Below are 26,141 nucleotides of genomic sequence, written 5' to 3'. Positions count from 1 at the left end.
TTGCATAAATACCGCAGTAACAGAGCTTAATATCCGCCGTCACTCTTCTCCTGCTTTACCAGCTTGATCATCCGGCTGGTTCCCAGGCGCTCCGCGCCCAGCTCCAGGAACTTTTCCGCATCTGAGAGCGACGAGATGCCGCCTGCGGCTTTGATCTTTACCTCTTTTCCCACATGCGCCTTGAAAAGAGCCACATCGTCAAAGGTTGCTCCCGCTTTGGAAAATCCGGTGGATGTCTTGATAAAGTCCGCGCCGGAACGGGTTACGACCTCGCACATACGGATCTTCTCCTCATCGGTGAGAAGGCAGGTCTCGATGATGACCTTTAATATCTTATCTTTGCAGCATTCCTTTAACGTGCGGATCTCCTCCTCCACTCGGTCGTATCTGCCGTCCTTCACCCAGCCGATGTTGATGACCATGTCAATCTCATCGGCTCCGTTCGCAATCGCGTCCTTTGTCTCATACGCTTTTACCGCGGTCGTGGAATAACCGTTCGGAAAACCGATCACCGTGCAGACCGCCATGTGGTCCTTCATATATTCCTTCGCCGCCTTCACATAGGAAGGGGGAATGCAGACCGACGCGGTCCCAAATTCCATGGCCTCGTCACAGATCTTCCTGATTTCTTCCCAGGTTGCTGTCTGGGTCAGCAGCGTATGATCCACATACTTCAACGTTTCTTTTCCGTCCATAATTTCCTCCTGTGCCTCCTTACAGTTCCAGAGCGATCTCCATCATCTTACCGAATCCCAGCTGGCGTTCCTCGGCGCTTAATTTCTCCTCGCCGTAGATCAGATCCGAGATTGTCAGCATACAAAGCGCTTTCTTTCCCGCAGCCGCGGCGTTCATATACAGCGCGGCCGCTTCCATCTCCACGGCCAGCACGCCCATACTGCGCCACTTGTCATTTACGGTAGTGTCCGCGTTATAGAAAATGTCGGAAGAAAGGATATTGCCTACCACCACATGGGTCCCCTGTGCTTTCGCCGTATCCACCGCTTTCGCCAGCAGACCGTAGTCAGCAATAGGGGCAAATGTCCCGGGAAGGCCGTACTGATAAGCATAGTTGGAATCCGTGCAGGCTCCCATGCCGATTACCACGTCCATAAGCTTTACCCCGTCCTGTAAGGCTCCTGCGGAACCGATGCGGATAATCTGCTCCACGCCATAGAAATGGAACAGCTCATACGTGTAAATGCCCACAGACGGCATTCCCATTCCGCCTCCCATGACGGAAATCTCTCTTCCCTTATACGTTCCGGTATAACCGAACATGTTGCGCACCGATGTCACCAGTACCGGATTTTCCAGATACGTCTCCGCGATATATTTTGCCCGCAGCGGGTCGCCCGGCATCAGTACTGTCTTCGCTATCTCTCCCTGTTTCGCCCCGTTGTGGGCTGTTGGTGTCATACTCATTTGCCTGTCTCCTTCTCAATTTTTGCTGTTTTCTTCCTGAATCATCATCCGGATGGCCTCGACAGCTGTCCGGATGGCCGCATCTGTGTCATGGACGATCGGGTTCTCAAGCCCTTCCTTCGCCCTCTCCTGGTTGGCCATAACGAGAAATACCGATCCCGCTCTCACCTTCAGCGCGCTGGCCACGATAAACAGCGCCGCCGACTCCATCTCAGAAGCCTTGCAGCCCAGACGCAGCCATGCGTTCCACTTATTCATCAGCTCATACGATACCGGCTTCGTCTCCGGTGAATGCTGGCCATAGAAAGAATCCTTGCACTGGACGACGCCGACGTGATACGGTTTTTCCAGCTTCTTCGCCGCCGCTGCCAGGGCGTTCGTCACATCAAAATCGGGAACCGCCGGAAATTCGATAGGCGCATATTCGCGGCTGGTGCCCTCCATACGGATAGCTCCGTTGGCAATCACCAGGTCCCCGCTCTTAACATTGATATCCATCCCGCCGCAGGTGCCGATACGGATAAAGGTATCCGCCCCCGACATCACCAGTTCTTCCATGGCGATCGAAGCCGACGGTCCGCCGATTCCAGTGGAGGTAACGCTGACAGGCGTTCCGTCAAGCGTTCCGGTATACGTCACATACTCCCGGTTGTCCGCGATCAGCTTCGGATCGTCAAAATATTTCGCAATAAGCGCGCACCGCTTCGGGTCGCCCGGCATAATAACGTACCGGCCCACATCACCTCTTCCCACCTGGATATGATACTGTTTCCCTTCATTTTCCGAATAATTTGTCATAAATAACCTCCCTTTCTCTCTGTGGAACTAGTTCCTCCCGGCGTAAATACGCCATGATGCACTAGATATCGTTCTCATCTATCTTATCCGCCATAGCCGATTTAATTCTCTGGTACTGTTCTTCACTGATTAAGATTCCCCTTCCCTCCCGGGAAATGTATCCCTCTTCCTCCATCTGGCTTACGCATCGGTTTACCGTCTTCACACACAGCCCCGTGCTGTTGGACAAATCCTTTCTCGTCAAATGAATCCGGCAGCCCCCCCGTCTGGCTGAATCCCGGTAGATCTGCATAAACAGAAGAAAAAGCCGGTCGATTCCCTGAAGGAAGAGAAAGAGACGCTCCTTCCTCACCTGCTCCACGAGATAAACGCTCATGGCCTTCACCTGTTCCAGCACCGCGTGGATATCCGTCAGCATCCACCGGCTGAACTGGTCCTTGGACACGCAGAGGAAGCGGCAGTCCGTCTCCGTCATTAAGGTCGTCTTATATAAATCGTATCCCATGAGAAATTCCATGGCCCCGAACACCTCGATGGGATAAAATCGCGTGTAATCGTACGCCACCTCCTGAATGCGGTAGTCCGTCGCCTTCACAATTCCCTCTACCAGAATGTATACAGTGTCCACATGCGCATTTTCATGGATGAACGTGGTTCCCTTCTTCAGACGCACGATCTGAAATGCTTCCAACAGCCACTTGGGCGCGTTTGCCAGATAATTATTCAGATACTCGCGTTCTTCGCTGCGCAGCTCGTTGATCAAAGATACAACATCATTCATGGTCTTCCTCCTTCATCCATCCTCGCCGTCCTCTCCCTCTAGTTTGCATCATTTCACAAAAAAAGTCTACTGTTCCCCACAAATTTTTCTAATATTTTTCCCTCTATGACTTACCAGCCCCAGCCTGCCGCCAGTCCAATCCGCCAGTCTGCTCTGCCCGGGACGGGAAGGGGACTTTTCCGTACCCTGGCCGGAAAAAGGCGGAAGACGGGGGGCAGAAGACGGCGATTTTTTCCGGAGTGTGGCGGGACTTAGGGCAGGCAGGGGGCAAACGGGGGGCAGATTTTCGTTTACAGGACGAAAATCTGAGGGCACTGAGAGCGAACTCATCAAGAGTTCGGTCGAATTGCCCGGTACCCCCGTTTGCCCCCTGTCGGCCCTTAGTCCCGCCCACTCTGGAAACATGAGCCGTCTTCTGCCCGCCGGCTTCCGGCTTTTTCCTCACACCGCCGCCAAAGTCCCCTTCCCGTCCCAGGCGGAGCAGACTGGCGGATTGGACTGGCGGCAGGCGTCCCCTTCAATTTTATCTGGCGCCCTTCTCGTACGGCTGGCCGCTGGCCTTCGGCGCAGAGGACTTTCCGACAAACAGAATCAGGATTGCAATGGTAATCATATAGGGCAGCATAGCCAGAATCTGTGACGGAACCGCGAAATCTCCGCCTCCCAGCGTAACCGTAAGCGCCTGGGCCGCACCGAACAGCAGGCACGCGCCGTATGCGCCGTGGGGCGTCCATTTTCCAAAGATTACGGCCGCCAGTGCGATAAATCCCTGACCACTGATGGCGGTGGGCGTAAACTGCGGGATGATGGCAAGCGTCATGGAAGCGCCGCCAAAACCGGCGAAAATTCCCGATACCAGCACGCAGAGGTAACGGATCACGTAGACATTAATACCCATGGTGTCCGCAGCCGCCGGATGCTCGCCCACAGCCCTGATGTGAAGGCCCCACTTCGTCTTATACAGGAAGAACCACAGGAACGCAGCCAGCAGGAGGGCGATAACCACCGTCACGTCCACATTTAAATTCTGGAGCGCGCCTTTTACATTCAGGCCGCCGAACAGCTTCGGAATCTTGTTCGGAACCGGCTGCGACATGGTCGCCCCGTCAAATAACAGGCGGCAGACGAACAGGGCGACGCCCGGTCCGATTAAATTGATGGCGATACCGGATATCGTCTGGTCCGCCTTGCATGTGATGGCCGCAAACGCATGAAGCAGCGCGATGAGACCGCCGGCCAGCCCCGCAGCGAAAAATCCCGCCCAGGCGCTTCCGGAGTAGTAGCCCACCGTAGCTCCTGTCACCGCTCCGATGGTCATCATTCCCTCGATTCCAATATTGGTAACACCGGACCGCTCTGACACCACTCCGCCCAGGGCGGCGAAAACCAGAGGGGTAGAATACATGAGTGTAATGCCGATAAACAGCGTCAGACTGCTAAGCATGTTATTTTCCTCCCTTCGAGACATTCCGCCCAGGTTTTCCCAGGGGGACTTTCCTTAAGCGTTCCACCAGCGGCGGAATGATATGGGTCAGCGCAACGAAGAACACGATGACTCCGATGACAATGTTGATGATCTCCGACGGTGCGCCTACCTCGTACTGCAGCGTCTGGCCGCCGTAGATCAGGCCGCCGAACAGAAGTCCTGCGAAAATACAGCCAATAGGAGAACTGGCCGCGATCAGACAGACCGCCAGCCCGTTAAAACCGGTATTTTCAAATGCCGCCAGCGTGGCAATTCCATGGGGCGAGTTGCCGGTTATGTAAAGCGCTGCCGCCAGCCCGCAGATGGCGCCGGAGATCAGCATGGAATGCAGGATATTCCGATTCACATAAATCCCCGAAAATTCAGCCGCAAACCGGTTGGAGCCAACGGCCCTCAGTTCGAAGCCCTTTGCAGTTTTATATAGAAGGAAGGAGATCAGGACTGCGAGGACGATGGCAATGATAAATCCCGCGTTTACATCCGTTTTCAGGATCGTGCTGCGCAGAAATTCATTCTGGGCCAGAGCGGCCTTGCCTTCCTCCGTCGCCTTATAATTTCCCAGAATCATCGTATAACCGGACCGGTTGATTGCGTACGTTCCGATGGTATCCGGCTTATGAAACCGGTTCAGACCGCAGACGTAATTGGAGAAATAGAGTGCGATCCAGTTAAGCATGATGCTGGTGAGAACCTCGTGGATACCGAATTTAGCCTTTAAGAATCCGGCGATGCCTCCGTATACCGCTCCCGCTGCCACACCGGCTGACAGAACCAGTGGAATCTGGATCACCGGCGGGAAATCAAAGAGAATACCGACCACGGTAGCCGCCACGGAACCCATGATAAACTGTCCCTCAGCGCCGATATTAAAGAGTCCGGTCTTAAATGCAAATGCCACGCCGAGTCCTGTCAGAATCAGCGGAGTACTCTTAATAATGACGTTGGATACGTGCTTGGGGCTGGAAAACACACCGTTAAACAGGACGCCCAGTGAGTGGACCGGAGGATATCCGGCCGCCGCAAGGATAATCCCGGCAACCACAAAGCCGAAGAAGATGGCGATCAGAGTCATCGTGAGCGGCTTCTTCAAAATATTTACAGTTCTATCCATGATTCTTTCCTCCTGCCATCAACAGGCCAATCGTATTTTCATCCACGGTTCCCTGCGGAAATGTATCCTGGATCTTTCCATCGTAGATCACCGCGATCGTATCGGATACATTCATCACTTCATCCAGTTCGAAGGAGATGAGGAGCACCGCTTTTCCCTTGTCCCTCTCACGGATCAGCGTCTTATGTACCGTCTCAATGGCGCCCACGTCCAATCCGCGGGTGGGCTGAACCGCAATCAGCACATCCGGATTCATGGCAATTTCCCGTCCGATGATGACTTTCTGCTGATTTCCTCCGGAAAGGCCGCCTGCCCGCTTGGAACCGCAGTCCTCCGGGCGGACATCAAACTCCTCGATCAGCTTCTTTGTAAACTGTTCCATCTCTTTTTTATTTAAGATCCCTTTTCTGGAAAATGGTTCCTGGCGGTACCGCTCCAGCACTGCATTTTCATTGACAGAGAAATCCAGAACGAGACCGCGTTTCTGCCTGTCCTCCGGAATCGTGCTGACGCCGCTGTCGATGACCGTGCGCGGGTCCGTGTTGGTAATGGGTTTTCCGCAGACTGTGATGGTCCCCTTTTCTGCCGGAATCAGGCATCCGATCGCCTCCACCAGTTCTTTCTGACCGTTGCCGTCGATCCCGGCAATTCCCAAGATCTCACCTTTCCGAACCTTTAAGTTCAGCCCCTTCACCGCGTCCAGCTTCCGCTCGTTTTTCACGACCAGATCCTTGATCTCCAGAGCGGTTTCTCCCGGTTTTGCCGGTGTCTTGTCCACCACCAGCTTTACCTCATGGCCCACCATGAGCGTGGCCAGTTCCTGCTCTGAAACCTCTTTTACCGAAATCGTATCGATGTACTCTCCGCGGCGGATGATGGTGCAGGTGTCGGAGGAGGCCTTGATTTCCTTCAGCTTATGGGTGATGATGATGATGGCTTTTCCGTCATTTACCAGATTGTGCATGATGGAGAGAAGATCCTCGATTTCCTGGGGAGTCAGAACTGCGGTGGGCTCATCGAGAATCAGCAGCTCTGCCCCGCGGTACAGGGCCTTTAATATCTCCACGCGCTGCTGCATTCCCACGGATATATCGTTTACTTTCGCATCCGGATCGACTTCCAGCCCGTATTTCTCCACGATTTCCAGAATCTGTTTTCTGGCCCTCTTCATGTCCACAACTCCCGCGTGGGAGGTCGTCTCATTGCCCAGAATGATATTCTGTGTTACCGTGAAATCCTCCACCAGCATGAAATGCTGATGAACCATGCCGATCCCGTTAGCAATTGCTACATTGGGATTCTTGATATCTGTCTTTTTACCGCCTACGTATATCTCGCCTTCATCGGCCTGATACAGACCGTACAACACATTCATCAGTGTACTTTTTCCCGCCCCATTTTCACCCAGAAGGGAATGGATGCTGCCCTTCTTTACGTCCAGATTCATGTCCTTTAAAGCGTAAAACGCCCCAAACCGCTTTGTGATCCCGTGCATCTGAACCGCATAGTCGCTGCTCACCGTGGCCATCTCGATTTCTCCTTTCATTGTTTACACCGCAGGTTAAATTCTGTTTCTTAACTCTGCGGTGTAAATTCATTTATCCTATTCTTCTGTCAAAGATTCCGCATACTGCCGCGGAATCTTTGCCCCGCGGGCAGTCGCCAAAGTCAAGCGAGCTTAACCTTGGCTCGTTGCCTTCGCGAGGATAAACGCTTCGTATTCTTCTTTTGTGGTCGGCGGTACCAGTTCCCCGTTTCGGATCGAATCCGCTACCTTCAGCGTATCCTCATAAACACCGTCTGCCATATTACCATGCTCCTCCGGTATTCCCACACACTCTTCCTTTAATCCGAAGGTGAGCGTCTGGCCGCCGATTGTTCCTCCGTCCATGGCTTCGATGGAAACTTCCTTGACGGCTTTTCCTACCAGCTTGAGTGCTGAGGTCAGAACGTGCTCCGGTGCTAAGTAAGCCTGGTCTCTGTCCACGCCGATCACCCATTTGTCCGCTTCCTTGGCCGCTTCGATGACGCCTGTTCCGCTTCCGCCTGCCGCGTGATAGATCACGTCACATCCGTCGGAATACATCTTCGTGGCGATGGCTTTTCCCTTTGCCGCATCGCTGAAGCTCTCCGCATACTGTACGGAAATGTCAATGTCCTTGCCCAGCTCCTTTGCTGCATACTTGACGCCTGCCTCATACCCGTACTGGAACTGATCGATCAGACCTGAGGAAATGCCTCCGACAAAGCCTACCTTATTAGTCTCAGTCATACGTCCGGCCACATATCCAACCATGAAGGACGGCTCCTGCGCCCGGAACATCACGCCCGTCACATTGTCCGGCGTATCGTCGTAAGCATTGTCGATGATTGCATACTGGATATCCGGGTTGCTGTCCGCGGCCTCTAAAACCGCGTCCGCACAGGCATAGCCTACGCCCCATAAGAGATTGGCGCCGCTGTCTCCCAGCCTTTCCAGATTCGTAACGAAATCGGAAGCCTGCTTCGACTCGATGTAGTTGACCTCCACGCCCTTTTCGTTCTTTAACTCCGTCAGACCTTCCCATGCGGACTGGTTGAACGACTGGTCATTGATTCCGCCCGTATCGGTGATCATCGCAATCGAGAAGCTGCTCTTTCCCTCTGATGTACCGCCTTCCGTGTTCGCGCTCTCTGCCTTTGCACTTTCTCCCTTTGTGCTCTCCGTCTTTGCGCCTCCGCATGCTGTAAGAGACAGTGCCATTGCCGCCGTTAAACCGAATACAATTCCTCTTCTGAGCTTCATAAATCTGATCCTCCGTTTTGTTTTTTTGTTTTTACATTTTTGACTTTTACGTTTTTGACTTTTACGTTTTTGACTTTTACGTTTTTGACTTTTACATTTTTGACTTTTACATTTTTGACTTTTACATTTTTGACTTTTCGTTTTTTGCTTTTACGTTTTTTGCTTTTTTATTTATTGTTTTATCTGTTTTTCTATGTTTGTTTACTATGTTTGTTCTGCTATGTTTGTTCTGCTTTTATCCGTTTTACTTTTTTATCTGTCTCTTCTTTATTCTCTCTCTCATTTCCTATACCACCTGGATATCCTGAAACCCGTATCTGACAGCCAAACGCTTAAGCTCTTCCATGCGTTCCCGGGACGGACTTTTCGCATCCTTAAGACTTCCGGTCACTCCATATTGGCGGAAGGTAATCAGCTTCAGCCGGAATTCCTTTAAATAGGGAGCCGCTTCCCGGGATACGCCTGCGATGACCGCCTCCATATCCACTTCGGGAACCCCTTCCTGCCGTTTTTCCCCCTCGTGCTCCGAATCCAGACAGACCAGCCGCACTTCGAATAATTTTCCGTGTTCCGCCAGATATTTGAGATTCTTCTTTACTATAGAGACATCTCCGCCTGTCAGCCGTCCAAAGACGTCGTGATCCCACGCCTTTACATCTAACATCACCTGATCCGTCACCTGCATCAGCCGTGGATATTGGGACAAATCCACACAGCCGTTGCTGTCCAGGAAACAGGTAAGCCCCGATTTCCCTGCCCGCCGAAACAGCTCTGTGAGGAACTCCGGATACAGGGTACATTCACCTCCGGAAACGGTGATCCCCTGGATAAACGGCATGTTTTTTTCAATTTCCTTCCACACGTCTTCTGCGCTCATCCGGCGTACCTTGGGAGACGCGTGGCTGGGACAGACGCGAATACAGGTATCGCACTGCACGCACAGGCTCTCTTCCCAGATTACGCGGTCATGCTTATTTTCCTTCGGCGTTTCTCCGCCATTTTCCTGTATCGACAGCGCTCCCGCCGGACACTGGCTGACACAGAGGCCGCAGCCGCTGCACAACTGCTGTGTCTCAGGGTTGTGGCAATAGGCGCAGGCGATATTGCAGCCCTGGACGAATACGGAAGTACGGCAGCCCGGGCCATCCACAACGCTCAACGGAATAATCTTATTAATCACGGCCTCGGAAGGGACCATGCTCATAGCGCCCTCACCTTCCTGTTTTCCAGATGTGCGTTCCGGTAATTATCTCCTCCGAGATACACCGTATTCTGAAGCACCGCCTCGCCCTTGTAATACTTTTCCATCTCGCTCCGTTTCACCAGATAGCCGGTAATCCGGACTAAATCGCTGTCCGACGCATAAAAGCTTATGTATTTATCACCCAGGGAAAATGCCCCCTTTACGATATCCAGCATGGCCGCCGGATTATTTCTGCCAGTTGGGTCAAAGGAAAAGATATCCGCGCATCCGGTCGGGAAAAAGCGATGGAAACGTGCGCTGTGGCGAAGGTGGTCATACATGCGTTCCGGTTCCATTCCGACCGGAATCCTCACTCCCGACGTAATTCCGTGGTCCGAGTCGATGCCGACCTGCGCGTGGAGTGCAAAATGGTCATGAAATACCTCCGAGTAAAGCGCCTTCGATGTCTCCGCATATTCCGCGATAACCTGCATGATCTGGTCTGCCAGCTGGTCCGCTTCCTGATCGCTTCCGTAGATCTTGTCCGGGTCATCCATCAGCAGATTGGTGCATTCCGCCAGCCCCACGACTCCGAACATGGCAAGGAATTTATCCCTGGAAATAAAACCCTCTCTGGAAAGGAACGAGGTCTCGAAGAAATTCGATTCTTCCACGAGGAACCGGATTCTCTCGTTCATATAGTCCCCCATGCGCTGCAGACAGTCCGGAAGGGTCTCCGTCAGAAACTGTTCTCTGCTCTCTGCCTCAGGAACCAGCTTCGGAAGGACGATTCTCGTCAGTGTGTAGGAACCGCCTCCAATGGGCAGAATGTTGTAACAGCTGGAAATGCCGTAGTCCCCATACGTATCCTTGTGCATCCGGTGGTTGCAGATGGCCGGATTCGCGCAGTAAAGGGAGGTATAGAGCGCCAGCTCCCCATAGGAGTCCGGCGTAATATCCGGATCATATTTCAGTGTCAGGTTCGGAACCGCATTTTGAAGCTCTTTTTCCAGCTTCAGGATGATCCGTCCGGTTCTCGTCTCCTCCGGGCCCAGATTTGCATGGCAGAACCCGTCAGTAATGGTCCGGTCCAGATAAATCAGGAACAATCTCAGCTTTTTCTCCGCTTCCTCGTCGCTCACACCTTCGAGAAACGGTTCGATCAGGCGGTCGATGCTGCCAAGATAAACGGGATAACTGGTGATGGAGGGCACATGGCGGTACAAAATCTCCAGGAACTGAATCACCTCGTCAAGATCCTTCGGCGGGTAAAGCTGCAGAAATTCACACCCTTTTTTCACCGCCGCTTCGTAATCCGGCATGATATATCTTGGCCGGTACGGCGCATGGCCTTCGTCCAGGTCACAGATAGCTCCGGTCTCCATATAGTGACGGGTCTTCTCCGGTATCTCCAGTACCTCCAGACTGTTCTCCGCCGCATGGGCCAGGGCCACCACCTTCTGTTCATACGTCAGTCCCTTCGATGTCACAATGTCTAAAACCTTATTCATGCATTCCACCTCTTTCTTTTTCAATGGAGCTTATGTCTCTTTTTGTTTTGGAATAATCACATTGTAGCAATGGTTTTTTCTTTTTAAAAGGACTTATGTCCCTTTACGAGGAAATATTATCCACTTTGTGAAAATATCACATTTTTACGAACCATTTTTTAGGCAAAAAGTAGATACAAAAAGGACACAAGTCCTCTTTGCAACGACTGTGATCGGAAAAATAGTGATTTGCAATAAATGGGTGGGGGGATTTCGGGAAGGTGCACCAGTCCGGAGAGGACAATGTTCATTACACATTTTAGCAATAAAGAACGACAGTGTTTCCAGAATTAAGAATAAGATATGAAAAAAACAAAACGCCAACTTAAACAACTCATTGAATATACATATTGTGCAAAAAGCAGCTTCCTGCCGCAGAGGCTCGCAGAGAATGCTTCAGACTTAGCAGAAAAAGCAATAGCGCCCTAAACCAGAATGGTTCAGGGCGCCATACCAGCAGCCAGTCAGGCTGTATGCGGCACGCCCTCATTCTTTTATAATTCCGGGAATCTGCCAAGCTATGGTCTTTGTACTTTGGCGGCAGCGGCTTCTCATTTACCAGCATGGTAATTACATCGGCCAGAAGCTTCAGGTTACAGCCTCTTTTAACTGCCAGCTTATAATCCTTTTTAAATTGCCCCTGATACTCGACTTTAAGCATTGAGATCCTCCATCAAAGCTTCCACACTGTCAAAGGGACCATGTATATCTTTTCCATTAGCGGCATCATCCATAGCTGCTGAAGTAACCGCATTTGTCTTCTCAACTTTTAACTCAAATGGAATTCCGCCAACGTTAATACTTTGATGAAGAAACATATTTATTGCATCTGTAATCGTTATTCCAAACTTTGAAAACAAATGCTCGGCCTGCTCTTTAATGTCAGGGTCAATCCGAATATTTATGTTTGATGTCTTTGCCATTGTTATCATCTCCTTTAAAAAAATCAAAGCACAACGTGTTAACAACGTCAATACATTCAAATGCGATATATACTACAATTCTGATTAGATTTGCGATAAAAAATCACTGAATATTTTATAATGCAGCTTCTCGTCCAGAGACAGACGCGCGAGCATTTTGGATACCTGAGGGTCCTTGATCTTTTGAGACTGATCGGCATATGCCTGGGCGGCGAACTTCTCGGACTCGGCGTCTGTCGCCAGCACGGTACGGATATCGCAGCTGTAATCTACCATATTTCCGCGCCAGTACGAACACGGCTCCGCCGAACGGCATTCCGGCTGGCCGCCAAGAAGAGTAATGAGCTGTCCGATAATGGTAAAATGGTGTTGTTCAACCACAGCGATGCGCTGGATCACACGGCGTATGTTTTTATGTAAGGCGCGGGAATCCGGCTTGCAGGACTCGTTATTATAATTGCTGCCGGCAGTCCAGGACTGATACAGATATTGGTGTACCGTGGTCATTTCGCTGGCCGCTGCGGCTAAGTCCGGCATGAGGATCTGCGCGTACTGAAGATTTTTTTCGGTAACGGCGACCGGAGGATACCAGTTCGAATGGATAACCGGTATGGAGTCCGGATTCGCATGGATACTATACGGAGTATTGTTCATAAAATAGCTTCCTCAAAAGATCTGATAAAGTAGTTAAGTAATCTTTATGAGAAAAAGCCCTGATATAGAACCTTGTACTGCACTGCGCCATTAAATGTGAATAAAATGCAGTACTGGCAGAGCCACACTCCATTATGTAAATTATGACCTATCCCCACCGCTTCACACACTGTTTTTATCTAATTTTTATAACCAATATTTTTATACTGGTAAAACGCACAATTTTTTATTTTGATTTTTCCAAAGTTTGTGAACACTTTTTTGTGGGAATGAGTTATATTAATAATCGTAAACCCCCCCAATACATTATATAGTTTTTGCTACACCCCATAAGAAACGAAATACCTTCTCCAAAAAAAGGATCAGCTCCCCCGGCTGGTCCTTTTTCATGTTATTCTTGCAATTTTCCAATTCTATGGTAAAATACATAACTAACTGCTTTGGCATTTTCGCCAAATGTGTGCACCTGTAACAGACAAATACATAAAGGAGATTTCTAACATGGAAAAAACAGGCGTGAAAGAGTTTTTGAAACGTAAAAACGTCAACATCACCGTCCAGACCTATCTCATTGATGCATTGGGTGCCATGGCATTTGGCTTATTTGCCTCGCTGCTGATCGGCACCATCTTTGCAACGCTGGGTGACAAGACAGGTGTCGCGTTATTTGGCACCATTGCGGGCTACGCAAAAAGTGCGACCGGCGCAGCTCTGGGAGTATCGATCGCTTACGCGCTGAAGGCGCCGCAGCTGGTCTTATTCTCCGCCGCTACCGTCGGGATCGCCGGCAACGAGCTGGGCGGACCGGTCGGTGCACTGGTGGCCACCGTCGTGGCAGCGGAACTCGGAAAAATCGTATCGAAGGAAACCCGGGTCGACATCATCGTCACCCCCGGCGTCACCATCATCTCCGGCGTCCTGATCGCTCAGTTTGTAGGGCCGGGTGTGGCTGCCTTTATGGCCGCCTTCGGAAATCTGGTAAAAACAGCCACGGAGATGCAGCCCTTCTTCATGGGAATCCTGGTATCCGGCCTCATCGGGATCGCCTTGACGCTGCCGATCAGCAGCGCCGCTATCTGTATTATGCTGGCGCTCGACGGTCTGGCAGGCGGCGCGGCCACGGCCGGCTGCTGTTCCCAGATGATCGGGTTTGCCGTTTTAAGCTTCCGGGAAAATGGCTGGGGCGGTTTGCTGGCCCAGGGGCTCGGCACCTCCATGCTCCAGATGGGCAACATCGTAAAGAATCCGAAAATCTGGATTGCGCCCACGCTGGCCTCCCTCGTAACCGGTCCGGTCGCCACTGTGATCTTCCAGATGAAAAACATCGAGACGGCCTCCGGCATGGGAACCTGCGGGCTAGTTGGTCCAATTGGCGTCTATACCGCGATGGGCGGCGGCGCCAGAATGTGGATCGGAATTCTGCTGGTCTGCTTCCTGCTTCCCGCCGTTCTGACGCTGGTCTTCGGAGAATTTTTAAGGAAAGCCGGCTGGATCAGGGAAGGGGATTTAAAACTGGATCTGTAGCACGACATACTGTACTGCAGAAGCGGAACAACCGTAATTTATTCAAAACAGGGCCTGGCTTTTTCCGCCAGGCCCTGATCTTTTGTTAAGCCATATCATCTCGAAGCGCATCAATGATATTCTCTTTCTTTAATTTTCCGACTGCAAACACCATTGTGATAAACACGATAAAGTACACACTGAACGCGCTGACTGCCATACTCGCCCATGGAAATACGAAGCTTACGTCCGCTCCCCCGGCAGCCATGCCGCAGTAGATCAGCCAGGAGCAGATTCCCGCCGCCGGCAGCCCAAACAGCAGCGTCCGCATACCGTAGAAGGCACACTCAAAATTCATCATCTTATTGAAATCACGGTCAGACATTCCTATCGACCGGAGCATGGCGAGTTCCCGCCTGCGCAGCTTGATATTGGTGGAAATGGTATTGAACACATTGGCCGCCGCAATCAGCGAAATCATCATCACAAAAACATACGTAAACACATGAATGACAAACAGAATGCTGCGGTTTTCTTCAAACATCCGGTTCACATTATACAGGGTGTAATCGGTTCCTATTCCCGCTTCCTGAATCATTTCCGACATCTCCGCCGTCACCTGGGAGGGCTTATCTGCCAGAAAGGTCAGTCCCATTATCTCCCCCGCATCCGGAGATACAAACTGTTCTCTTAGCTGCCATGGTGCGACGATCATAAAGATAAACGGCTTCACATCGGAAGAGTTCTTTGGAAGTGTATCGAGAGGTATGGTATCGACGAAGGTGATACTTATCTGCTTCTCTTTGTCTGCCGATGGATTCCCTTTCACCTCCCCGGGCAGTTCGGCTCTGGGAGTGACCGATCCGCTCACGGAATCACCCACAAACATATTAACCAGCCCGCTCCGGCCGCTTTTCGTCTCATCTGATTTTTGCTTCGCTACGGCAATCATTTTCGCATTCTGGCCGGTATATTCTTCCGGAGACAATCCCTGGCTTTCGATAAAATTACGGAATTCTCTGTCCTCAATGAACTGGATATCCATCGGCAGTGTGACTGTCTCATCCGGATTCTCATACCCCATGTATTTCCGGTATTCGTCTGATAAGTCGCCGGCCCTGACCGCGCAGGAATATGACATAAGCGCCTGATAAGAGCTTTCTTTGATCCCCTCCGCAGTTTTAAGCCTGCCGTAAAGACGGAATAATTCATTTTCATCGATTTTCGGGGACGAAAAACAGATGTCAAAATCCGTATTTACCACGGACCGCTTCGCTCCCTGATTCAGGCAGCTTCCAAAAGCATTGGCCGAGACAAACAAAATAACGCTTAAAGAGAGGGAAAGCACGATGCTGCGGCAGCGCTTCTTATTTCTTTTAAAATTTTTCAGAGCCAGCGTTCCCTCCAGGCCGCAGAGGCGCTGCGTCAGTTTTGATGTTCTCACGGCTCCCGATTCGATTTTGATCTCATTGGTCTGGCGAATGCTTTCCATCACAGGTCTGGCCGCGGCCTTCCTGGCCGGAATATAGGCGGCAAACAGAATTGTGACCAGACTGATCACCGCCGCCCCCGCTATGGCTGTACCGGACACAGTCAGCGAAAGAGACACGGCACTGTAGCCGAAGTTTTTGAACTTCTCCGCCACAAAGGATATTACAAGGCCAATGCTGCCAAGGCCCACAAGGATACCGATGGGAATACCAGCCGCACCGATACAGAGCCCCTCAAACAGCACCGAATTCCGCAGCTGTCCGGCCGTAGCCCCCACGGATGCCAGAATCCCGAACTGGCGCGTCCGTTCGTTCAGCGAGATGGTAAAGGAATTGTAAATCAGAAAAATCGAACCTGTCATGATCAAGGCCATCAAAATTCCGCCGACGGAATATAAAAGCATATTAAACAGGTGATCGCTGGACACCCCCAGAAAACGCAGCACATTGTCATTCAGAACATATGCGCTTTGCCCGGCAGTCCTTTCAATATAAGCCTGGACTTTTCCCGGATTTTTAAGTGTGACAAAGATGCTTAAGCTGGCCGTCTGACCTGTCGAGCCTGCCGTCAGACCTGCTGCTGTGTCTTCTGTCGTTATCAAGGTATAACCCGGCGCAGTAAATTCCTCGAAAGCCGGTCTTTCGCAGATGCCGACAACCGTATAGGTTCTTTCTTCCTGAGGCACAAAGGTTTCGTTTTCCTTCCCCGGCTCATTTCTGGCAGGAAAGGGATCATGCTGGCCGAGACGGCCTTCCCCAGCCATACGGCTTCCGATGGCAAGCGAAAGTGTGTCCCCCACTGCATAAGTAACGCCGCCGTTTGCCGCGACATGGGCCGGAACCAGAATCTCCCCGCTGTTCTCAGGCAGTCTGCCGGAGACTAACTCAATCGGAACCGTGTCAAAAGCCTCTTTGCTGAATCCCGCAATAAAGAGATAGGGCTTGTTGGGATTTTTCCCGCCTTTCAGCTCCGCATAGCCAATATTTTCGGATATCGCTGTGCCAGCCACACCGGCGTCCCGGGCCCGCGCCTCCCCGAATGAGGAATCGACATCCAAAAACTCGACGTGCCATCCGCCATATTTCACTGTTGCGCCCTTAATCATGTAGTTCAGCAAAGAAACGGAGAACGTCGTGACAGCCGTGATCATAGCCGCGGACAGAATTACCCCGATCACGGTGACAATTGTCCGCGTGCGGCTCTTTTTCATACTCTGCAGGGTGACCTTGTGAAAGATATTCATCATCACACCATCCTCTCATCCCGCACTACCTTACCATCCGAGATACCGATGATGCGGTCTGCCTGCAGGGCGATATTTTCATCGTGCGTGACGACGATGAGGGTCTGCCGGTATTTTTTGTTGCTTAATTTCAGCAGATTGATGATCTCATGGCCGTTGTGGCTGTCCAAACTGCCTGTCGGTTCGTCGGCCAGGCAGACAGACGGCGCATTCATCAGCGCGCGCCCAACGGAGACCCGCTGCTGCTGCCCCCCGGACAGCTGATTAGGCAAATGCGTTCTCCGGTCTTTCAGACCGAGCATTTCCAGCAATTCCTCCAGTCGTTCCTCGTTGACCTTCCTTTTGTCCATCAGGATGGGCAAGGTAATATTCTCCACCACATTCAGGGTGGGAATGAGGTTGTGAAACTGGTAGATCAGCCCCACCTGCCGCCTGCGGAAAATGGCCAGCTTTTCACTATTTCCCGCATACACATCCTGCCCGTCTAAATACACCTTTCCGCTGGTCGGCACGTCCACGCCGCCAATGATGTGGAGCAGTGTCGATTTGCCGGAGCCGGAGGGGCCGATGATCGCGGCAAACTCGCCCTTTTCGATTGTGAGTGAAACGTGGTCAAGGGCAGTAACCTGATTTTCACCCCTGCCGTAGACCTTGCATAGATTATCAATTTTTAAAAGCTCCATTATGTGAGCCTCCTTCCTCATGGTATACTCATATAATAGAGAATTCACCTTACATCTCTGTGACTTTTCAGTGAGAGATCCGTCACTTTGGAAAACGGATGGTAAATACCGCGCCTCCCTGCGGATGATTCTTTGCAGTAATCGTCCCTCCCTGCCGGATGATAATCATCCTGCAGAGAGCCAGCCCGATCCCATATCCCGCCCTGTTTGCGCTTTTTCCGCTGTAAAACCGTTCAAATATGTGAGGCAGAGCTTCTTTTTCAAATCCCGCGCCGCTGTCATGAATCGTAATTTCAGTGAACAGAACCGTATCCGTACAGACAATCGCAATCGTTCCGTGATCCCCCGCGCTTTCCATACAGTTTTTAAGGATGTTCTGTACTGCCTCCGCCAGCCAGCCCGGGTCGCCCTGAACGATTACGGGGAATGCCGTCTTTGCATCTGCATGCACCTCTCTCTGCACCACAATCCCATGCAGTTCCATAGGGATCAGCAGCGGCCGGAGAGCCGCGCTTATGAGGTCGTTTACGTCAACCGGCTCTCGTTGAAATACCACAACGCCCGCGTCCAGACGGGACAATTTAAGCAAAGACGTGATCAGCCAGTCCATGCGCACCAGCAGTTCCTCTGTTTCCCGAATAAAGGCCCTCCGTTCGTTTTCATCCGGATTTTTCTCCAGCAGGGAAAGCGTTAAGTTTGCAGACGTAAGAGGTGTGCGGAGCTGATGGGCGATATCGGCCAGCGAATCGGCAAGATGCATTTTTTCATTTTTCAGTGCCTCGTTCTGCTCCCGAATGCGCAGCAGCATTTTCGTTATTTCGCTGTGGAGAATAGACAGCTCGCCCTCTTCCAGTTCGTCGAGATCCAGACGGTCGGCATTGTGCAGCACGAGATCGATCTGATTGGAAAGCCGTGCGATACTCCTGTATCGGGCTTTCGTAAACAGGAAAAAGGCGATGCCGAAGACAGAAGTTGAAACGGCGGTAAGAATTCCGGCCGCCGTATTGATGGTAAATCCAAGTGCTACCGTGACGGCTGCCGTCAGGACGAACACCATGGCAAACTGCCGAAACTCCTTATTCCGAAACATTTCCGCCCCCCAATCGATACCCGGTTCCGCGGACAGTCAAAATAATCTGCGGATTTGCAGGATCATCCTCTATCTTCTCCCGCAGCCGCTTGATATACACAGTCAATGTATTATCATTGACAAATTCGCCCGCCGCATCCCACAATTCATCAAGCAGCCTGCTTCTCGTGATAATACTCCTGGGATTATTAACAAACACCAGCAGTAAACGGTACTCCAGCGCAGAGAGGAAAACCTCGCGGCCATATTTTTTCACAACGCCGCCCGCCATATCGACGGAAAGCCCGCAGATTTCAAATGCCGCCCCGCTGCGCCCATTTTTTCGCAGCGCTGTCCCGATCCGCGCGATCAGCTCCCGCGGGCGGAAAGGCTTGGTAATATAGTCGTCAGCCCCCATATTAAGCCCTGTGACAACACTCGTCTCATCGCCCGAGGCAGTCAGAAAGATCACTGGAATATCCTGGGTCTCCTTGATCTTAGTATATACCGTAAAACCATTTCCATCGGGCAGCGCAATATCAATCAGCGCCAGATCAAATTTATTGCCGTCTGCTGCGGCAAATGCTTCCTCCCGCGTGGGGGCGTGGGTGACCGTAAATCCCTCCGAGCGCAGCAGAAGCGTAAGGTTTTTCGCAATCTCCCTGTCATCCTCTACCAAAAATATCCGTGGCATTCGTCATTCCTCCAATCCTTCCATAGCTTCATCGGCCGGCACTAGATATCGATCCCTGCCTTGTGCGCCTGGCTTCCCAAGTCCTTCACCGCCAGCGTGTACCGTTTGCCGTCCTTGATAAAATGAGTCCCGCACTGCCTGAATTCAAAATGAATCCCGTTTTCCATACACTGCTGCCTCAGCCAGAGCACCCACTCATAATCCAGGGGCCGCGCATTCCGGTCGGATTCGCCGCCGGCCACCACCAGTTCAACCCCGGATAAATACGGACGTATATCGATCCTTTCAATCAGCGGCTGGCAGATGATATTTTTATGCCTGATCGGAAGACCGGAAAAGATGGAAAGCCGTTCATCGGCCCTGGCCTGATTTTCTACTGTACAGCAGACCGTCACATTGTCATATCCATTTTCCCAGTCGGGGGGAATACACTGCATAAACCGTTCAATACGTTTCGTCAGAAAGAGAAAATGCAGGTCCGTTCTCTGACGAATCATCTTCCAGCACTCTTCCCGCCACGCATCAGCCTCGTCAACCAGAAAATCGGACTGGAAGCAGAGATATACCACCTGGCCCGGCTTTATTTTGTATTCACCGTTCTTCTTTTTCTCGATGGGCGCAAAGAATTTATCCGTACGGATCACCTCGGCCGTATTGAGCCCTTTTCTAGTACTGCTTTGCATAAATAACTGAGTAATAGTGCCTGATATCTGCGTCAGGTGTGCGTCTGCGAAGCGACGGCGTAGTGGACCCTACGGCTAGCTTCGCAGGCGTGCTCCTGGCGTAGATAGCGGGTGCTATTACTTAGGAATTTATGCAAAGCAGTACTAGCATCGCCTTTGTGAATATAGCAGTATTTGCAGCCCTCGCTGTGCCGGTGGCACCCACGCCACGGATTCCAGACAGCCATCCTGGTTCCTCCTGTTCTTACTGAGAGTTTTCACTAAGTCATTTTAAATTATCAGAAGCTGCACTCATACAAAAACATTTCCGGGCAGTTATCTTCAGCTATCTCTTTTTCAAAGGAAGAATATACGAGAACCGTTGTAAATCCGATTTCTTTCAGAATCGACTCCATTTCTCCCAATTCATAGAGATGCGTCTGAAAATCCATCCGCTCCTCCTGCAATAATTCCGTACCGCAATATAATTCATAAAGTCCCGGTCCAAACTGTGTATGGCTTGTCTCATCGAAATAACTCTTTGTTTTAAGAACTAACTCGTAATTTTCTTTGGTTCTGACCGATATTGACTCTTTATACTCATCGGTATCGGGGCAGCGGTTTGCCGTCGTATCGACTGCGAAAACAAATTTTCCGCCTTTTTTTAACAGGGTCTTCATCTTGCTTAAAATGCTTTTACAGGACTCCATATCCGTAAACAGGGATACGGAACCTGATGAGATAAAAATGTAATCAAAGCTCTCCTGCGTCTGATATTTCTCTATATCGCTCTGTTCTACCATGGAATCCGGTGCTTTTTGCTTCAGTTTTTCAAGCATTTCCCTGGAATTATCGACACCTTTGATCTGATACCCTTTTTCCAGAAACGGGATCAGGAATCTCCCGCTTCCGCATAAGGGCTCTAAAATTGACATTTCTTTTTCGGCGTATGAAAGATAAAATTCCAACTCATCCTGCGGCGCCTTTTCATGCAAAATCTCGTACATTTCCGTACACAAACTGCCATAATAATTTTTCTTTAATTCCATATTTACTCCTTCGTCACACCAGTCAGATCAAGCAGCCTCTGAACCGCTTCCGGACTCTCTGCAAATGTCTCAATGGGTTCTCCCGCCCACTCAGAACAGGCCTCCCTGGTCATGGTCCCCTGTCTTACCTGGGGCCCGTCTTCCAGTTCGACCGTGTACGTCCAATTGACCTCTCCCAGATTTCCGGTCAGAGCCATCAGGACACAGGCGTATCCCTTCATTTGCTCTTCAAACACAGCCGAATTCGCCGCGCTGTTCTCAAAGTTCAATGTCCAGCCATACGGTTCCTCCGAAGTCTGAAGCTCATTTTTAAAGCTGCCAAGCGCCCTGCCGATTCCGAGCAGCTGTGCGACTTTGCCGTTGGCGGACATATCTCCCACATACGGATGCTTCGCGGCGAACAATTCATTTGCCTGCCTGCTTACAATGGTTCCGTCCTGCTTCACGGTCATTCCATTGATGGAAAGATCCGTTCCCACCTCCGTCAGATCAATGTTCAGGTTAAATACTCCACTCCTGTTCCAGACAGACGGCAGACACGCATAGATCACCATTTTTGTATTTCCATCATCCTCTCCAGCCAGTTTATACCTCCGGTACACAGAGGCGGAATCGTAAAAGACACCTCCGACCGCCAGCATGTGTTCGTTCACATTTGCATACGTCACCAGATAGGAATCCACCGGGTACCCGATGACAAACAGCTTTAAAAACAGGGCCAGCAGGACTACGGCAAATGCGGAGCCAATGCCTAAAAGTACTTTTCGCAGATTGCTCTTCCTGATTTTTTTCAAATAATCAATTTCCCGTTCATTTTCTTTTCGTTTTACATCCGTTTCACGTCCAAGGTCCTCTTTCATCCGCAGATACCGGCCGCGGCAGTCCTCACAGGTCTCCATATGCGCCTCGATCTGCCTGCTGCTCTCCTCGGACGTCAGCCCTTCCACATACAGCGGAAGAAGATCGCGGATCATTTCACAGGGTATGTTCTGTTTCATTTTCCTTCGCCTCCTTTACAATTCTTTCCTTTCCCCGATAGAAAGTCACTCTCGCCCAGTTCTCGCTCTTCCCCATGATCTCTCCGATCTGGCCAAAGGTCAGACTGCCGGTCAGGCGCAGATACATCACCTCCCGCATGGGGTCCTCCAGATGATGAAGCAGCTTCATGACCGAAAGCTGATCCCAGGAACAGAACACTTCCTCCTCCGCGGAAGGGACTGCAATCTCTTCCGCTTCCTCGAAATCGGCCCTGCCCTTCTGCTTCCGCAGATGATCGAACCATACGTTCCGCGCAATGCCGCAGAGCCAGGTAGATACACGGCTCTGCTCTTTGAATTTGTGGATGCTTTTCACCGCCTGATAGAATGTTTCCTGGGTCAGTTCCTCCGCCAGATCCGGGTTCTGTGTCTTCGTCAGGAGAAAGGCATATACTGTTTTGGCGTGTGATAAATAGATCTGTTCCATGGAATCCATATATGTGTTTCCTCCTCTCTGTTAATTAGTGTTGCAGAAACCCGATTCGTTACAGGCCGGTTACAATTTTTTTCATTTAGCTTCTATAAAACTTTTTCTTCGAACGTATCTGCTGTTTCCATTTACAGCAGTCGTTTAAATGCAGCATGGGGTCCCGTGTCGGCGGCATGAGCAAAAGCCCTGCCACGTCCTTCTTTTCCCAATAATCCAGAAGCCAGACCGAGTCCTCCTGTGCTGTGACGCCGCCTTCCTCCCGTATCCGTTTTAAGTCTTCTTTTCGGACCTCCCGCTTCATATCATCGGCCGTCAGTCCTTCCACGATCTGTCTCGTCCTTCTGCCGACCGCGCTCCTGTATTGCAGCAGTTCGGCGGGGCGCAGCGCCTTGCTGAGCTCCATGATCTGATCGTCACTCATCGCGTTGCCGGTATCTGCAACTGCTGTTCCCAGACGCCTGGCCCACTCCCGGTTCCATACCTGCTCCCCTCCGGAGACCAGAAGATTCATGGTCAAATCCTCCAGCCTGGCAATATGCCAGAGGGCCCAGGCGATCGTCTCATCCTTTGATGTCACCATCACCGCATACTCCGGGTCCTCCAGGTCTCCGGTCAGCCGGTCCAGCTCATTCTCCTCGCCACCCGACACCTCCGAAAGATGCAGGGCGCCATGAAGCTCTGAAAACAGACGCCTGGCATCCTCCAGACGATCCGCCTTCCGTATCATCGTTCCCAGTTCCTTATGCATTTCCCCCAGTCCTGCTCCAAAATATTTCATAGCTTCTCCCCATGTTCTTTGCTTTATGTTATGGCTGCTGGAACTCCTGCATTGCCAGAAGGATATTGCGGACAAAAGGCGGAACTACCTCCCGCACCGTATCATAGTCATGATTCAGGCACCATTTTAAGGACGACATGGTCAGGGCCGCGTAGGTTCCGGACAAATAATCCATCTGGCTGGCGTTGCCGATAAAGCCTGAACTGTAGGCAGCAATAAACCGGTGCTTTAAATAATCCGCCATCTCGTTCTCCAGCTGAACCTCATCCGTATGTATTTTCCACAGATTCAGAAATGCCTCCCTTTTATTATACAGCACCTCGTAAATCACATCGATAGTCTCATATACTTCCCTGTTCTGCGATGCCAGGAAACGATTTTCCAGCATATCCTGAAACTCCTGAAACATCCGGTCCGACAGCAGTCTGGCCAGATCGTATTTGTCCGAATAGTGTTTGTAAAAGGTGGATCGGTTGATCAGCGCCTCATCCAGTATATTCTGCACCGTGATCTCGGAAAAGGACTTCTTTTCCAGCAGCCGCAGAAATGACTCTTCTATATTCTTCTTCGTTTTAATCACACGCAAATCCTGCTGATTCATGCCATTTCCTCCTCGCTATGAGCACTTAGCGGGCGTCTTTTGACCGCTTACGTGCGATGCATGTCATCTCCACTTGGTGAGGTCCCTCACGAACCTAGTGGAGTGGCTCGCTATGAGCACTTGGCGGGCGTCTTTTGGCCGCTTACGTGCGATGCATGTCATCTCCACTTGGTGAGGTCTCTCACGAACCTAGTGGAGTGGCTCGCTATGAGCACTTAGCGGGCGTCTTTTGACCGCTTACGTGCAAGAATAGCAGCCTGATACGAGCAGAATAGCACATTCTATATGGATAAGCAACTAATTGTCGCATTTTATTGCTTATCCAATCAGTTCCGTTCCATCTGGTGATTGAAACTTTTTTCCGGACTCCTTACAATCGGAGGGAAAGGAGATGATGATTTATGAAAGCAATTGTATGGCTGCTGCCGCTCCTGTTTATCCTCCACGATATGGAAGAGATCATTCTCGCCATCCCATGGAAAAACAGTGAGGCTCCCAAAAAACGATTTATTCGGGTACGCTTCGTCCCATTCGGCACATTTTTCAATACGGAAAGCTTCTCGATCGCTGTCTGCGAGGAGCTGCTGCTTCTGACCCTTGTATCGGCGTTCGGTTACTTTACGGGACACTATGAATTGTGGCTCGGCTTCCTGGCCGCCAATATCCTGCACCTCATTCTCATACACCTCATTGGAACGGCTCTTGTATACAGAAGTTACGTTCCGGGTGCCATTACCGCGCTGCTCACAATGATTCCCTGCTGTCTGATCTTTCTGGATGCCCTGCATCTGCTTCAATATCCAGTCTGGAAACTGATTCTGTCCGTGGCCGCCGGAACCGTAGTGGCTGCAGTCAATATGAAACTGCTTCATCGATGCGGGGAGGTGTTTACAAACTATGTTTCTTCATTTTTCCAATGATGAGCAGATGAATTTTCAGATCAACCGCGCGCTGATGTCCGTCCTCTCCGAGCCTGCACTGCCGCCACAGACAGACGAAAACGCCCGGACGCTGGCCGATCAAAACGCCCGGACACTGGCAGAGATAACGGCAGCCGCTTCCAAAATCACCGATATGGCAAGCTGGTCGGCCACCTGGTGGGCCGCAGCTGAAAAAGCCCGCACGGAGCAGCGTTTCAAACATGCAGCCGCTTATTACCGCATGGCAGAATTTTACCTCCCCGATACATCAGTCCGAAAAGAAGAGTGTTACAGGCTTTTCCGGGAGTGCTTTGACCTGGCATATAGGGAAGATTCCATGGAGAGGTTCGAAGTTCCCTATCAGAATACATATTTGCCTGCAATCCGCTTAAAAGCCAGACCGGGAAGTGCCCCTCATCTCTGTTCGTCAGACATTGTAAGTCCTCCTAACCTCCGTTCGGCAGAAAATGAGCGGGGTGTTATCCTGATTCACGGCGGCTACGATTCCTTTATGGAAGAATTCTATCCGCTCCTAAAAGAATATCCGGATAAGGGCTATACCATCTTATTATTTGAAGGGCCGGGTCAGGGACAGGCGAGAAAAAATGGCCTCGTCTTTACTTACGAGTGGGAAAAACCGGTAAAGGCCATTCTCGATTACTTTCATCTCAGCAGTGTCACAATTCTGGGAATATCCTGGGGCGGCTATCTGGCGCCGCGGGCGGCGGCATTTGACAAAAGAATTCATTACGTAATCTGCTGTGACATCTTTTACTGGGGGCTCGATCTTATTTTAAGCCGTCTCTCACCGTTAAAAGGAACTGTTCTCCGGCTGCTTTTATTAACCGGGAGGAGAGAGCTTATCAATTCCCTGATACGGCGGAAAATGGAGTCTGACCTGGACTTAAACTGGAAAATAACGCATGGAATGTATATTACCGGTACCACAGCGCCTTATGATTTTCTGAAAAATATAGAATGCCACAGGCTTACAGACTGTATCAGTCTGGTTACCCAGGATGTCCTTCTTCTTGCCGGAGCATGCGACCAGTATGTGCCGGTTAAGAGAATGCGGCAGATCGAGCGAAAATTGACCCACGCCTCCTCTGTCACCAGCCGGATATTTACGGCTTCGGAAGGCGGAGAACAGCACTGCCAGGTCGGCGGCTTTAATCTGGCACGTACAGAAATAGAAACGTTTCTTTCTTCCACGGTTACTTGAAATGCTGAGTATCCCGTAAATCTACCCCCCACAAAACCATAAGACGGAGAAACAGAATTTCCTGCT

Annotated in this window: 27 protein-coding genes; 3 read left to right on the top strand and 24 right to left on the bottom strand. The window is 50.9% G+C overall.

Translation table 11 applies throughout. From position 1 onward, the window contains the following. Positions 1-26: 26 nt before the first annotated feature. The 13 genes from deoC to H8S80_RS23705 all read right to left on the bottom strand — a co-directional run bounded on the left by deoC (position 27) and on the right by H8S80_RS23705 (position 12,693). Positions 27-695: a deoxyribose-phosphate aldolase gene (deoC, locus tag H8S80_RS23765; protein ID WP_117632508.1), complete on the bottom strand. Its 669-nt coding sequence runs from the start codon at positions 693-695 to the stop codon at positions 27-29. Positions 696-714: 19 nt separating this feature from the next. Continuing rightward, a complete protein-coding gene (gene deoD, locus H8S80_RS23760; RefSeq protein WP_002601353.1) occupies positions 715-1,422 on the bottom strand; it encodes a purine-nucleoside phosphorylase in 708 nt (235 codons plus the stop codon). 15 nt (positions 1,423-1,437) lie between these two features. Further along, a complete protein-coding gene (gene udp, locus H8S80_RS23755; protein WP_002601354.1) occupies positions 1,438-2,220 on the bottom strand; it encodes a uridine phosphorylase in 783 nt (260 codons plus the stop codon). 61 nt (positions 2,221-2,281) lie between these two features. After that, positions 2,282-3,001 (bottom strand): Crp/Fnr family transcriptional regulator, encoded by a 720-nt coding sequence (locus tag H8S80_RS23750; protein ID WP_117622119.1) that lies wholly within the window; start codon positions 2,999-3,001, stop codon positions 2,282-2,284. Between the two features lie 523 nt (positions 3,002-3,524). Continuing rightward, entirely contained in the window at positions 3,525-4,445 is a 921-nt protein-coding gene (locus H8S80_RS23745) for an ABC transporter permease (protein ID WP_025529222.1), read from the bottom strand. Between the two features lies 1 nt (position 4,446). After that, the gene (locus tag H8S80_RS23740) at positions 4,447-5,598 is read right to left on the bottom strand and encodes an ABC transporter permease (protein ID WP_002601357.1); all 1,152 of its coding nucleotides are present in this window, start codon (positions 5,596-5,598) and stop codon (positions 4,447-4,449) included. Further along, positions 5,591-7,126, bottom strand: coding sequence for an ABC transporter ATP-binding protein (locus tag H8S80_RS23735; RefSeq protein ID WP_117622118.1), 1,536 nt, complete (start codon positions 7,124-7,126; stop codon positions 5,591-5,593). Before H8S80_RS23735 ends, H8S80_RS23740 begins: the two co-directional genes overlap by 8 nt. Before the next feature lie 150 nt (positions 7,127-7,276). Next, the gene (locus H8S80_RS23730) at positions 7,277-8,383 is read right to left on the bottom strand and encodes a BMP family ABC transporter substrate-binding protein (RefSeq protein ID WP_002601359.1); all 1,107 of its coding nucleotides are present in this window, start codon (positions 8,381-8,383) and stop codon (positions 7,277-7,279) included. 286 nt (positions 8,384-8,669) lie between these two features. Continuing rightward, positions 8,670-9,587 carry a YjjW family glycine radical enzyme activase gene (locus H8S80_RS23725; RefSeq protein ID WP_029467402.1) on the bottom strand — a complete coding sequence of 306 codons (918 nt, stop codon included), beginning with the start codon at positions 9,585-9,587 and terminating at the stop codon, positions 8,670-8,672. After that, complete coding sequence (locus H8S80_RS23720; protein ID WP_117622117.1) at positions 9,584-11,077, bottom strand: YjjI family glycine radical enzyme; 1,494 nt, start codon at positions 11,075-11,077, stop codon at positions 9,584-9,586. The genes H8S80_RS23725 and H8S80_RS23720 overlap by 4 nt, the downstream gene beginning before the upstream one ends. A gap of 373 nt (positions 11,078-11,450) precedes the next feature. Further along, positions 11,451-11,777 (bottom strand): type II toxin-antitoxin system YafQ family toxin, encoded by a 327-nt coding sequence (locus H8S80_RS23715; RefSeq protein WP_117622116.1) that lies wholly within the window; start codon positions 11,775-11,777, stop codon positions 11,451-11,453. Next, a complete protein-coding gene (locus H8S80_RS23710; protein WP_117622115.1) occupies positions 11,770-12,039 on the bottom strand; it encodes a type II toxin-antitoxin system RelB/DinJ family antitoxin in 270 nt (89 codons plus the stop codon). Before H8S80_RS23710 ends, H8S80_RS23715 begins: the two co-directional genes overlap by 8 nt. Positions 12,040-12,123: 84 nt before the next feature. Then, complete coding sequence (locus tag H8S80_RS23705; RefSeq protein ID WP_025529219.1) at positions 12,124-12,693, bottom strand: ferritin-like domain-containing protein; 570 nt, start codon at positions 12,691-12,693, stop codon at positions 12,124-12,126. 501 nt (positions 12,694-13,194) lie between these two features. On the opposite strand from H8S80_RS23705, the gene H8S80_RS23700 reads away from it, so the two are divergent. Next, entirely contained in the window at positions 13,195-14,217 is a 1,023-nt protein-coding gene (locus H8S80_RS23700) for a PTS sugar transporter subunit IIC (protein ID WP_117622114.1), read from the top strand. An 85-nt stretch (positions 14,218-14,302) separates the two neighbouring features. On the opposite strand, the gene H8S80_RS23695 is transcribed toward H8S80_RS23700, so the two are convergent. The 11 genes from H8S80_RS23695 to H8S80_RS23645 form a co-directional block, all read right to left on the bottom strand. After that, on the bottom strand, positions 14,303-16,930 hold the full coding sequence (locus tag H8S80_RS23695; RefSeq protein ID WP_117622113.1) for an FtsX-like permease family protein: 2,628 nt from the start codon (positions 16,928-16,930) through the stop codon (positions 14,303-14,305). A gap of 2 nt (positions 16,931-16,932) precedes the next feature. Beyond that, positions 16,933-17,613 carry an ABC transporter ATP-binding protein gene (locus H8S80_RS23690; protein ID WP_002601366.1) on the bottom strand — a complete coding sequence of 227 codons (681 nt, stop codon included), beginning with the start codon at positions 17,611-17,613 and terminating at the stop codon, positions 16,933-16,935. Positions 17,614-17,695: 82 nt separating this feature from the next. Then, a complete protein-coding gene (locus tag H8S80_RS23685; RefSeq protein ID WP_117622112.1) occupies positions 17,696-18,703 on the bottom strand; it encodes a sensor histidine kinase in 1,008 nt (335 codons plus the stop codon). Continuing rightward, positions 18,690-19,376 carry a response regulator transcription factor gene (locus H8S80_RS23680; protein ID WP_002601368.1) on the bottom strand — a complete coding sequence of 229 codons (687 nt, stop codon included), beginning with the start codon at positions 19,374-19,376 and terminating at the stop codon, positions 18,690-18,692. The genes H8S80_RS23685 and H8S80_RS23680 overlap by 14 nt, the downstream gene beginning before the upstream one ends. A gap of 41 nt (positions 19,377-19,417) precedes the next feature. Then, positions 19,418-20,059, bottom strand: a complete 642-nt coding sequence (locus H8S80_RS23675) for a DUF5131 family protein (RefSeq protein WP_117622111.1) — start codon at positions 20,057-20,059, stop codon at positions 19,418-19,420. A gap of 32 nt (positions 20,060-20,091) precedes the next feature. After that, entirely contained in the window at positions 20,092-20,286 is a 195-nt protein-coding gene (locus H8S80_RS35145) for a DUF5131 family protein (RefSeq protein ID WP_002601370.1), read from the bottom strand. A 51-nt stretch (positions 20,287-20,337) separates the two neighbouring features. Continuing rightward, positions 20,338-21,087, bottom strand: a complete 750-nt coding sequence (locus H8S80_RS23665; protein WP_117622110.1) for a class I SAM-dependent methyltransferase — start codon at positions 21,085-21,087, stop codon at positions 20,338-20,340. 2 nt (positions 21,088-21,089) lie between these two features. Continuing rightward, a complete protein-coding gene (locus H8S80_RS23660) occupies positions 21,090-22,085 on the bottom strand; it encodes a zf-HC2 domain-containing protein (protein WP_117622109.1) in 996 nt (331 codons plus the stop codon). After that, positions 22,063-22,560: an RNA polymerase sigma factor gene (locus H8S80_RS23655; RefSeq protein WP_117622108.1), complete on the bottom strand. Its 498-nt coding sequence runs from the start codon at positions 22,558-22,560 to the stop codon at positions 22,063-22,065. The genes H8S80_RS23660 and H8S80_RS23655 overlap by 23 nt, the downstream gene beginning before the upstream one ends. Before the next feature lie 76 nt (positions 22,561-22,636). Then, complete coding sequence (locus H8S80_RS23650) at positions 22,637-23,332, bottom strand: DinB family protein (protein WP_002601374.1); 696 nt, start codon at positions 23,330-23,332, stop codon at positions 22,637-22,639. A gap of 28 nt (positions 23,333-23,360) precedes the next feature. Continuing rightward, positions 23,361-23,933 (bottom strand): TetR/AcrR family transcriptional regulator, encoded by a 573-nt coding sequence (locus tag H8S80_RS23645; RefSeq protein ID WP_117622107.1) that lies wholly within the window; start codon positions 23,931-23,933, stop codon positions 23,361-23,363. 401 nt (positions 23,934-24,334) lie between these two features. Between H8S80_RS23645 and H8S80_RS23640 the strand changes: the two genes are divergently transcribed. Together H8S80_RS23640 and H8S80_RS23635 are read left to right on the top strand one after the other, a co-directional pair. Next, on the top strand, positions 24,335-24,853 hold the full coding sequence (locus tag H8S80_RS23640; protein WP_117622106.1) for an HXXEE domain-containing protein: 519 nt from the start codon (positions 24,335-24,337) through the stop codon (positions 24,851-24,853). Continuing rightward, positions 24,831-26,075: an alpha/beta hydrolase gene (locus H8S80_RS23635; protein WP_117622105.1), complete on the top strand. Its 1,245-nt coding sequence runs from the start codon at positions 24,831-24,833 to the stop codon at positions 26,073-26,075. Before H8S80_RS23640 ends, H8S80_RS23635 begins: the two co-directional genes overlap by 23 nt. Positions 26,076-26,141: the final 66 nt, after the last annotated feature.

It is taken from the genome of Hungatella sp. L36, from assembly GCF_014288035.1.
The sequence above is the reverse complement of the archived record's forward strand: the minus strand, read 5'-3'. Positions and strand labels throughout refer to the sequence as shown.

Bases quoted from the DNA above. Each gene is read 5' to 3' on its own strand.
- deoC (WP_117632508.1), bottom strand. From the start codon at position 695: ATGGACGGAAAAGAAACGTTGAAGTATGTGGATCATACGCTGCTGACC.
- deoD (WP_002601353.1), bottom strand. From the start codon at position 1,422: ATGAGTATGACACCAACAGCCCACAACGGGGCGAAACAGGGAGAGATA.
- udp (WP_002601354.1), bottom strand. From the start codon at position 2,220: ATGACAAATTATTCGGAAAATGAAGGGAAACAGTATCATATCCAGGTG.
- H8S80_RS23750 (WP_117622119.1), bottom strand. From the start codon at position 3,001: ATGAATGATGTTGTATCTTTGATCAACGAGCTGCGCAGCGAAGAACGC.
- H8S80_RS23745 (WP_025529222.1), bottom strand. From the start codon at position 4,445: ATGCTTAGCAGTCTGACGCTGTTTATCGGCATTACACTCATGTATTCT.
- H8S80_RS23740 (WP_002601357.1), bottom strand. From the start codon at position 5,598: ATGGATAGAACTGTAAATATTTTGAAGAAGCCGCTCACGATGACTCTG.
- H8S80_RS23735 (WP_117622118.1), bottom strand. From the start codon at position 7,126: ATGGCCACGGTGAGCAGCGACTATGCGGTTCAGATGCACGGGATCACA.
- H8S80_RS23730 (WP_002601359.1), bottom strand. From the start codon at position 8,383: ATGAAGCTCAGAAGAGGAATTGTATTCGGTTTAACGGCGGCAATGGCA.
- H8S80_RS23725 (WP_029467402.1), bottom strand. From the start codon at position 9,587: ATGAGCATGGTCCCTTCCGAGGCCGTGATTAATAAGATTATTCCGTTG.
- H8S80_RS23720 (WP_117622117.1), bottom strand. From the start codon at position 11,077: ATGAATAAGGTTTTAGACATTGTGACATCGAAGGGACTGACGTATGAA.
- H8S80_RS23715 (WP_117622116.1), bottom strand. From the start codon at position 11,777: ATGCTTAAAGTCGAGTATCAGGGGCAATTTAAAAAGGATTATAAGCTG.
- H8S80_RS23710 (WP_117622115.1), bottom strand. From the start codon at position 12,039: ATGGCAAAGACATCAAACATAAATATTCGGATTGACCCTGACATTAAA.
- H8S80_RS23705 (WP_025529219.1), bottom strand. From the start codon at position 12,693: ATGAACAATACTCCGTATAGTATCCATGCGAATCCGGACTCCATACCG.
- H8S80_RS23700 (WP_117622114.1), top strand. From the start codon at position 13,195: ATGGAAAAAACAGGCGTGAAAGAGTTTTTGAAACGTAAAAACGTCAAC.
- H8S80_RS23695 (WP_117622113.1), bottom strand. From the start codon at position 16,930: ATGAATATCTTTCACAAGGTCACCCTGCAGAGTATGAAAAAGAGCCGC.
- H8S80_RS23690 (WP_002601366.1), bottom strand. From the start codon at position 17,613: ATGGAGCTTTTAAAAATTGATAATCTATGCAAGGTCTACGGCAGGGGT.
- H8S80_RS23685 (WP_117622112.1), bottom strand. From the start codon at position 18,703: ATGTTTCGGAATAAGGAGTTTCGGCAGTTTGCCATGGTGTTCGTCCTG.
- H8S80_RS23680 (WP_002601368.1), bottom strand. From the start codon at position 19,376: ATGCCACGGATATTTTTGGTAGAGGATGACAGGGAGATTGCGAAAAAC.
- H8S80_RS23675 (WP_117622111.1), bottom strand. From the start codon at position 20,059: ATGCAAAGCAGTACTAGAAAAGGGCTCAATACGGCCGAGGTGATCCGT.
- H8S80_RS35145 (WP_002601370.1), bottom strand. From the start codon at position 20,286: ATGGCTGTCTGGAATCCGTGGCGTGGGTGCCACCGGCACAGCGAGGGC.
- H8S80_RS23665 (WP_117622110.1), bottom strand. From the start codon at position 21,087: ATGGAATTAAAGAAAAATTATTATGGCAGTTTGTGTACGGAAATGTAC.
- H8S80_RS23660 (WP_117622109.1), bottom strand. From the start codon at position 22,085: ATGAAACAGAACATACCCTGTGAAATGATCCGCGATCTTCTTCCGCTG.
- H8S80_RS23655 (WP_117622108.1), bottom strand. From the start codon at position 22,560: ATGGATTCCATGGAACAGATCTATTTATCACACGCCAAAACAGTATAT.
- H8S80_RS23650 (WP_002601374.1), bottom strand. From the start codon at position 23,332: ATGAAATATTTTGGAGCAGGACTGGGGGAAATGCATAAGGAACTGGGA.
- H8S80_RS23645 (WP_117622107.1), bottom strand. From the start codon at position 23,933: ATGAATCAGCAGGATTTGCGTGTGATTAAAACGAAGAAGAATATAGAA.
- H8S80_RS23640 (WP_117622106.1), top strand. From the start codon at position 24,335: ATGAAAGCAATTGTATGGCTGCTGCCGCTCCTGTTTATCCTCCACGAT.
- H8S80_RS23635 (WP_117622105.1), top strand. From the start codon at position 24,831: ATGTTTCTTCATTTTTCCAATGATGAGCAGATGAATTTTCAGATCAAC.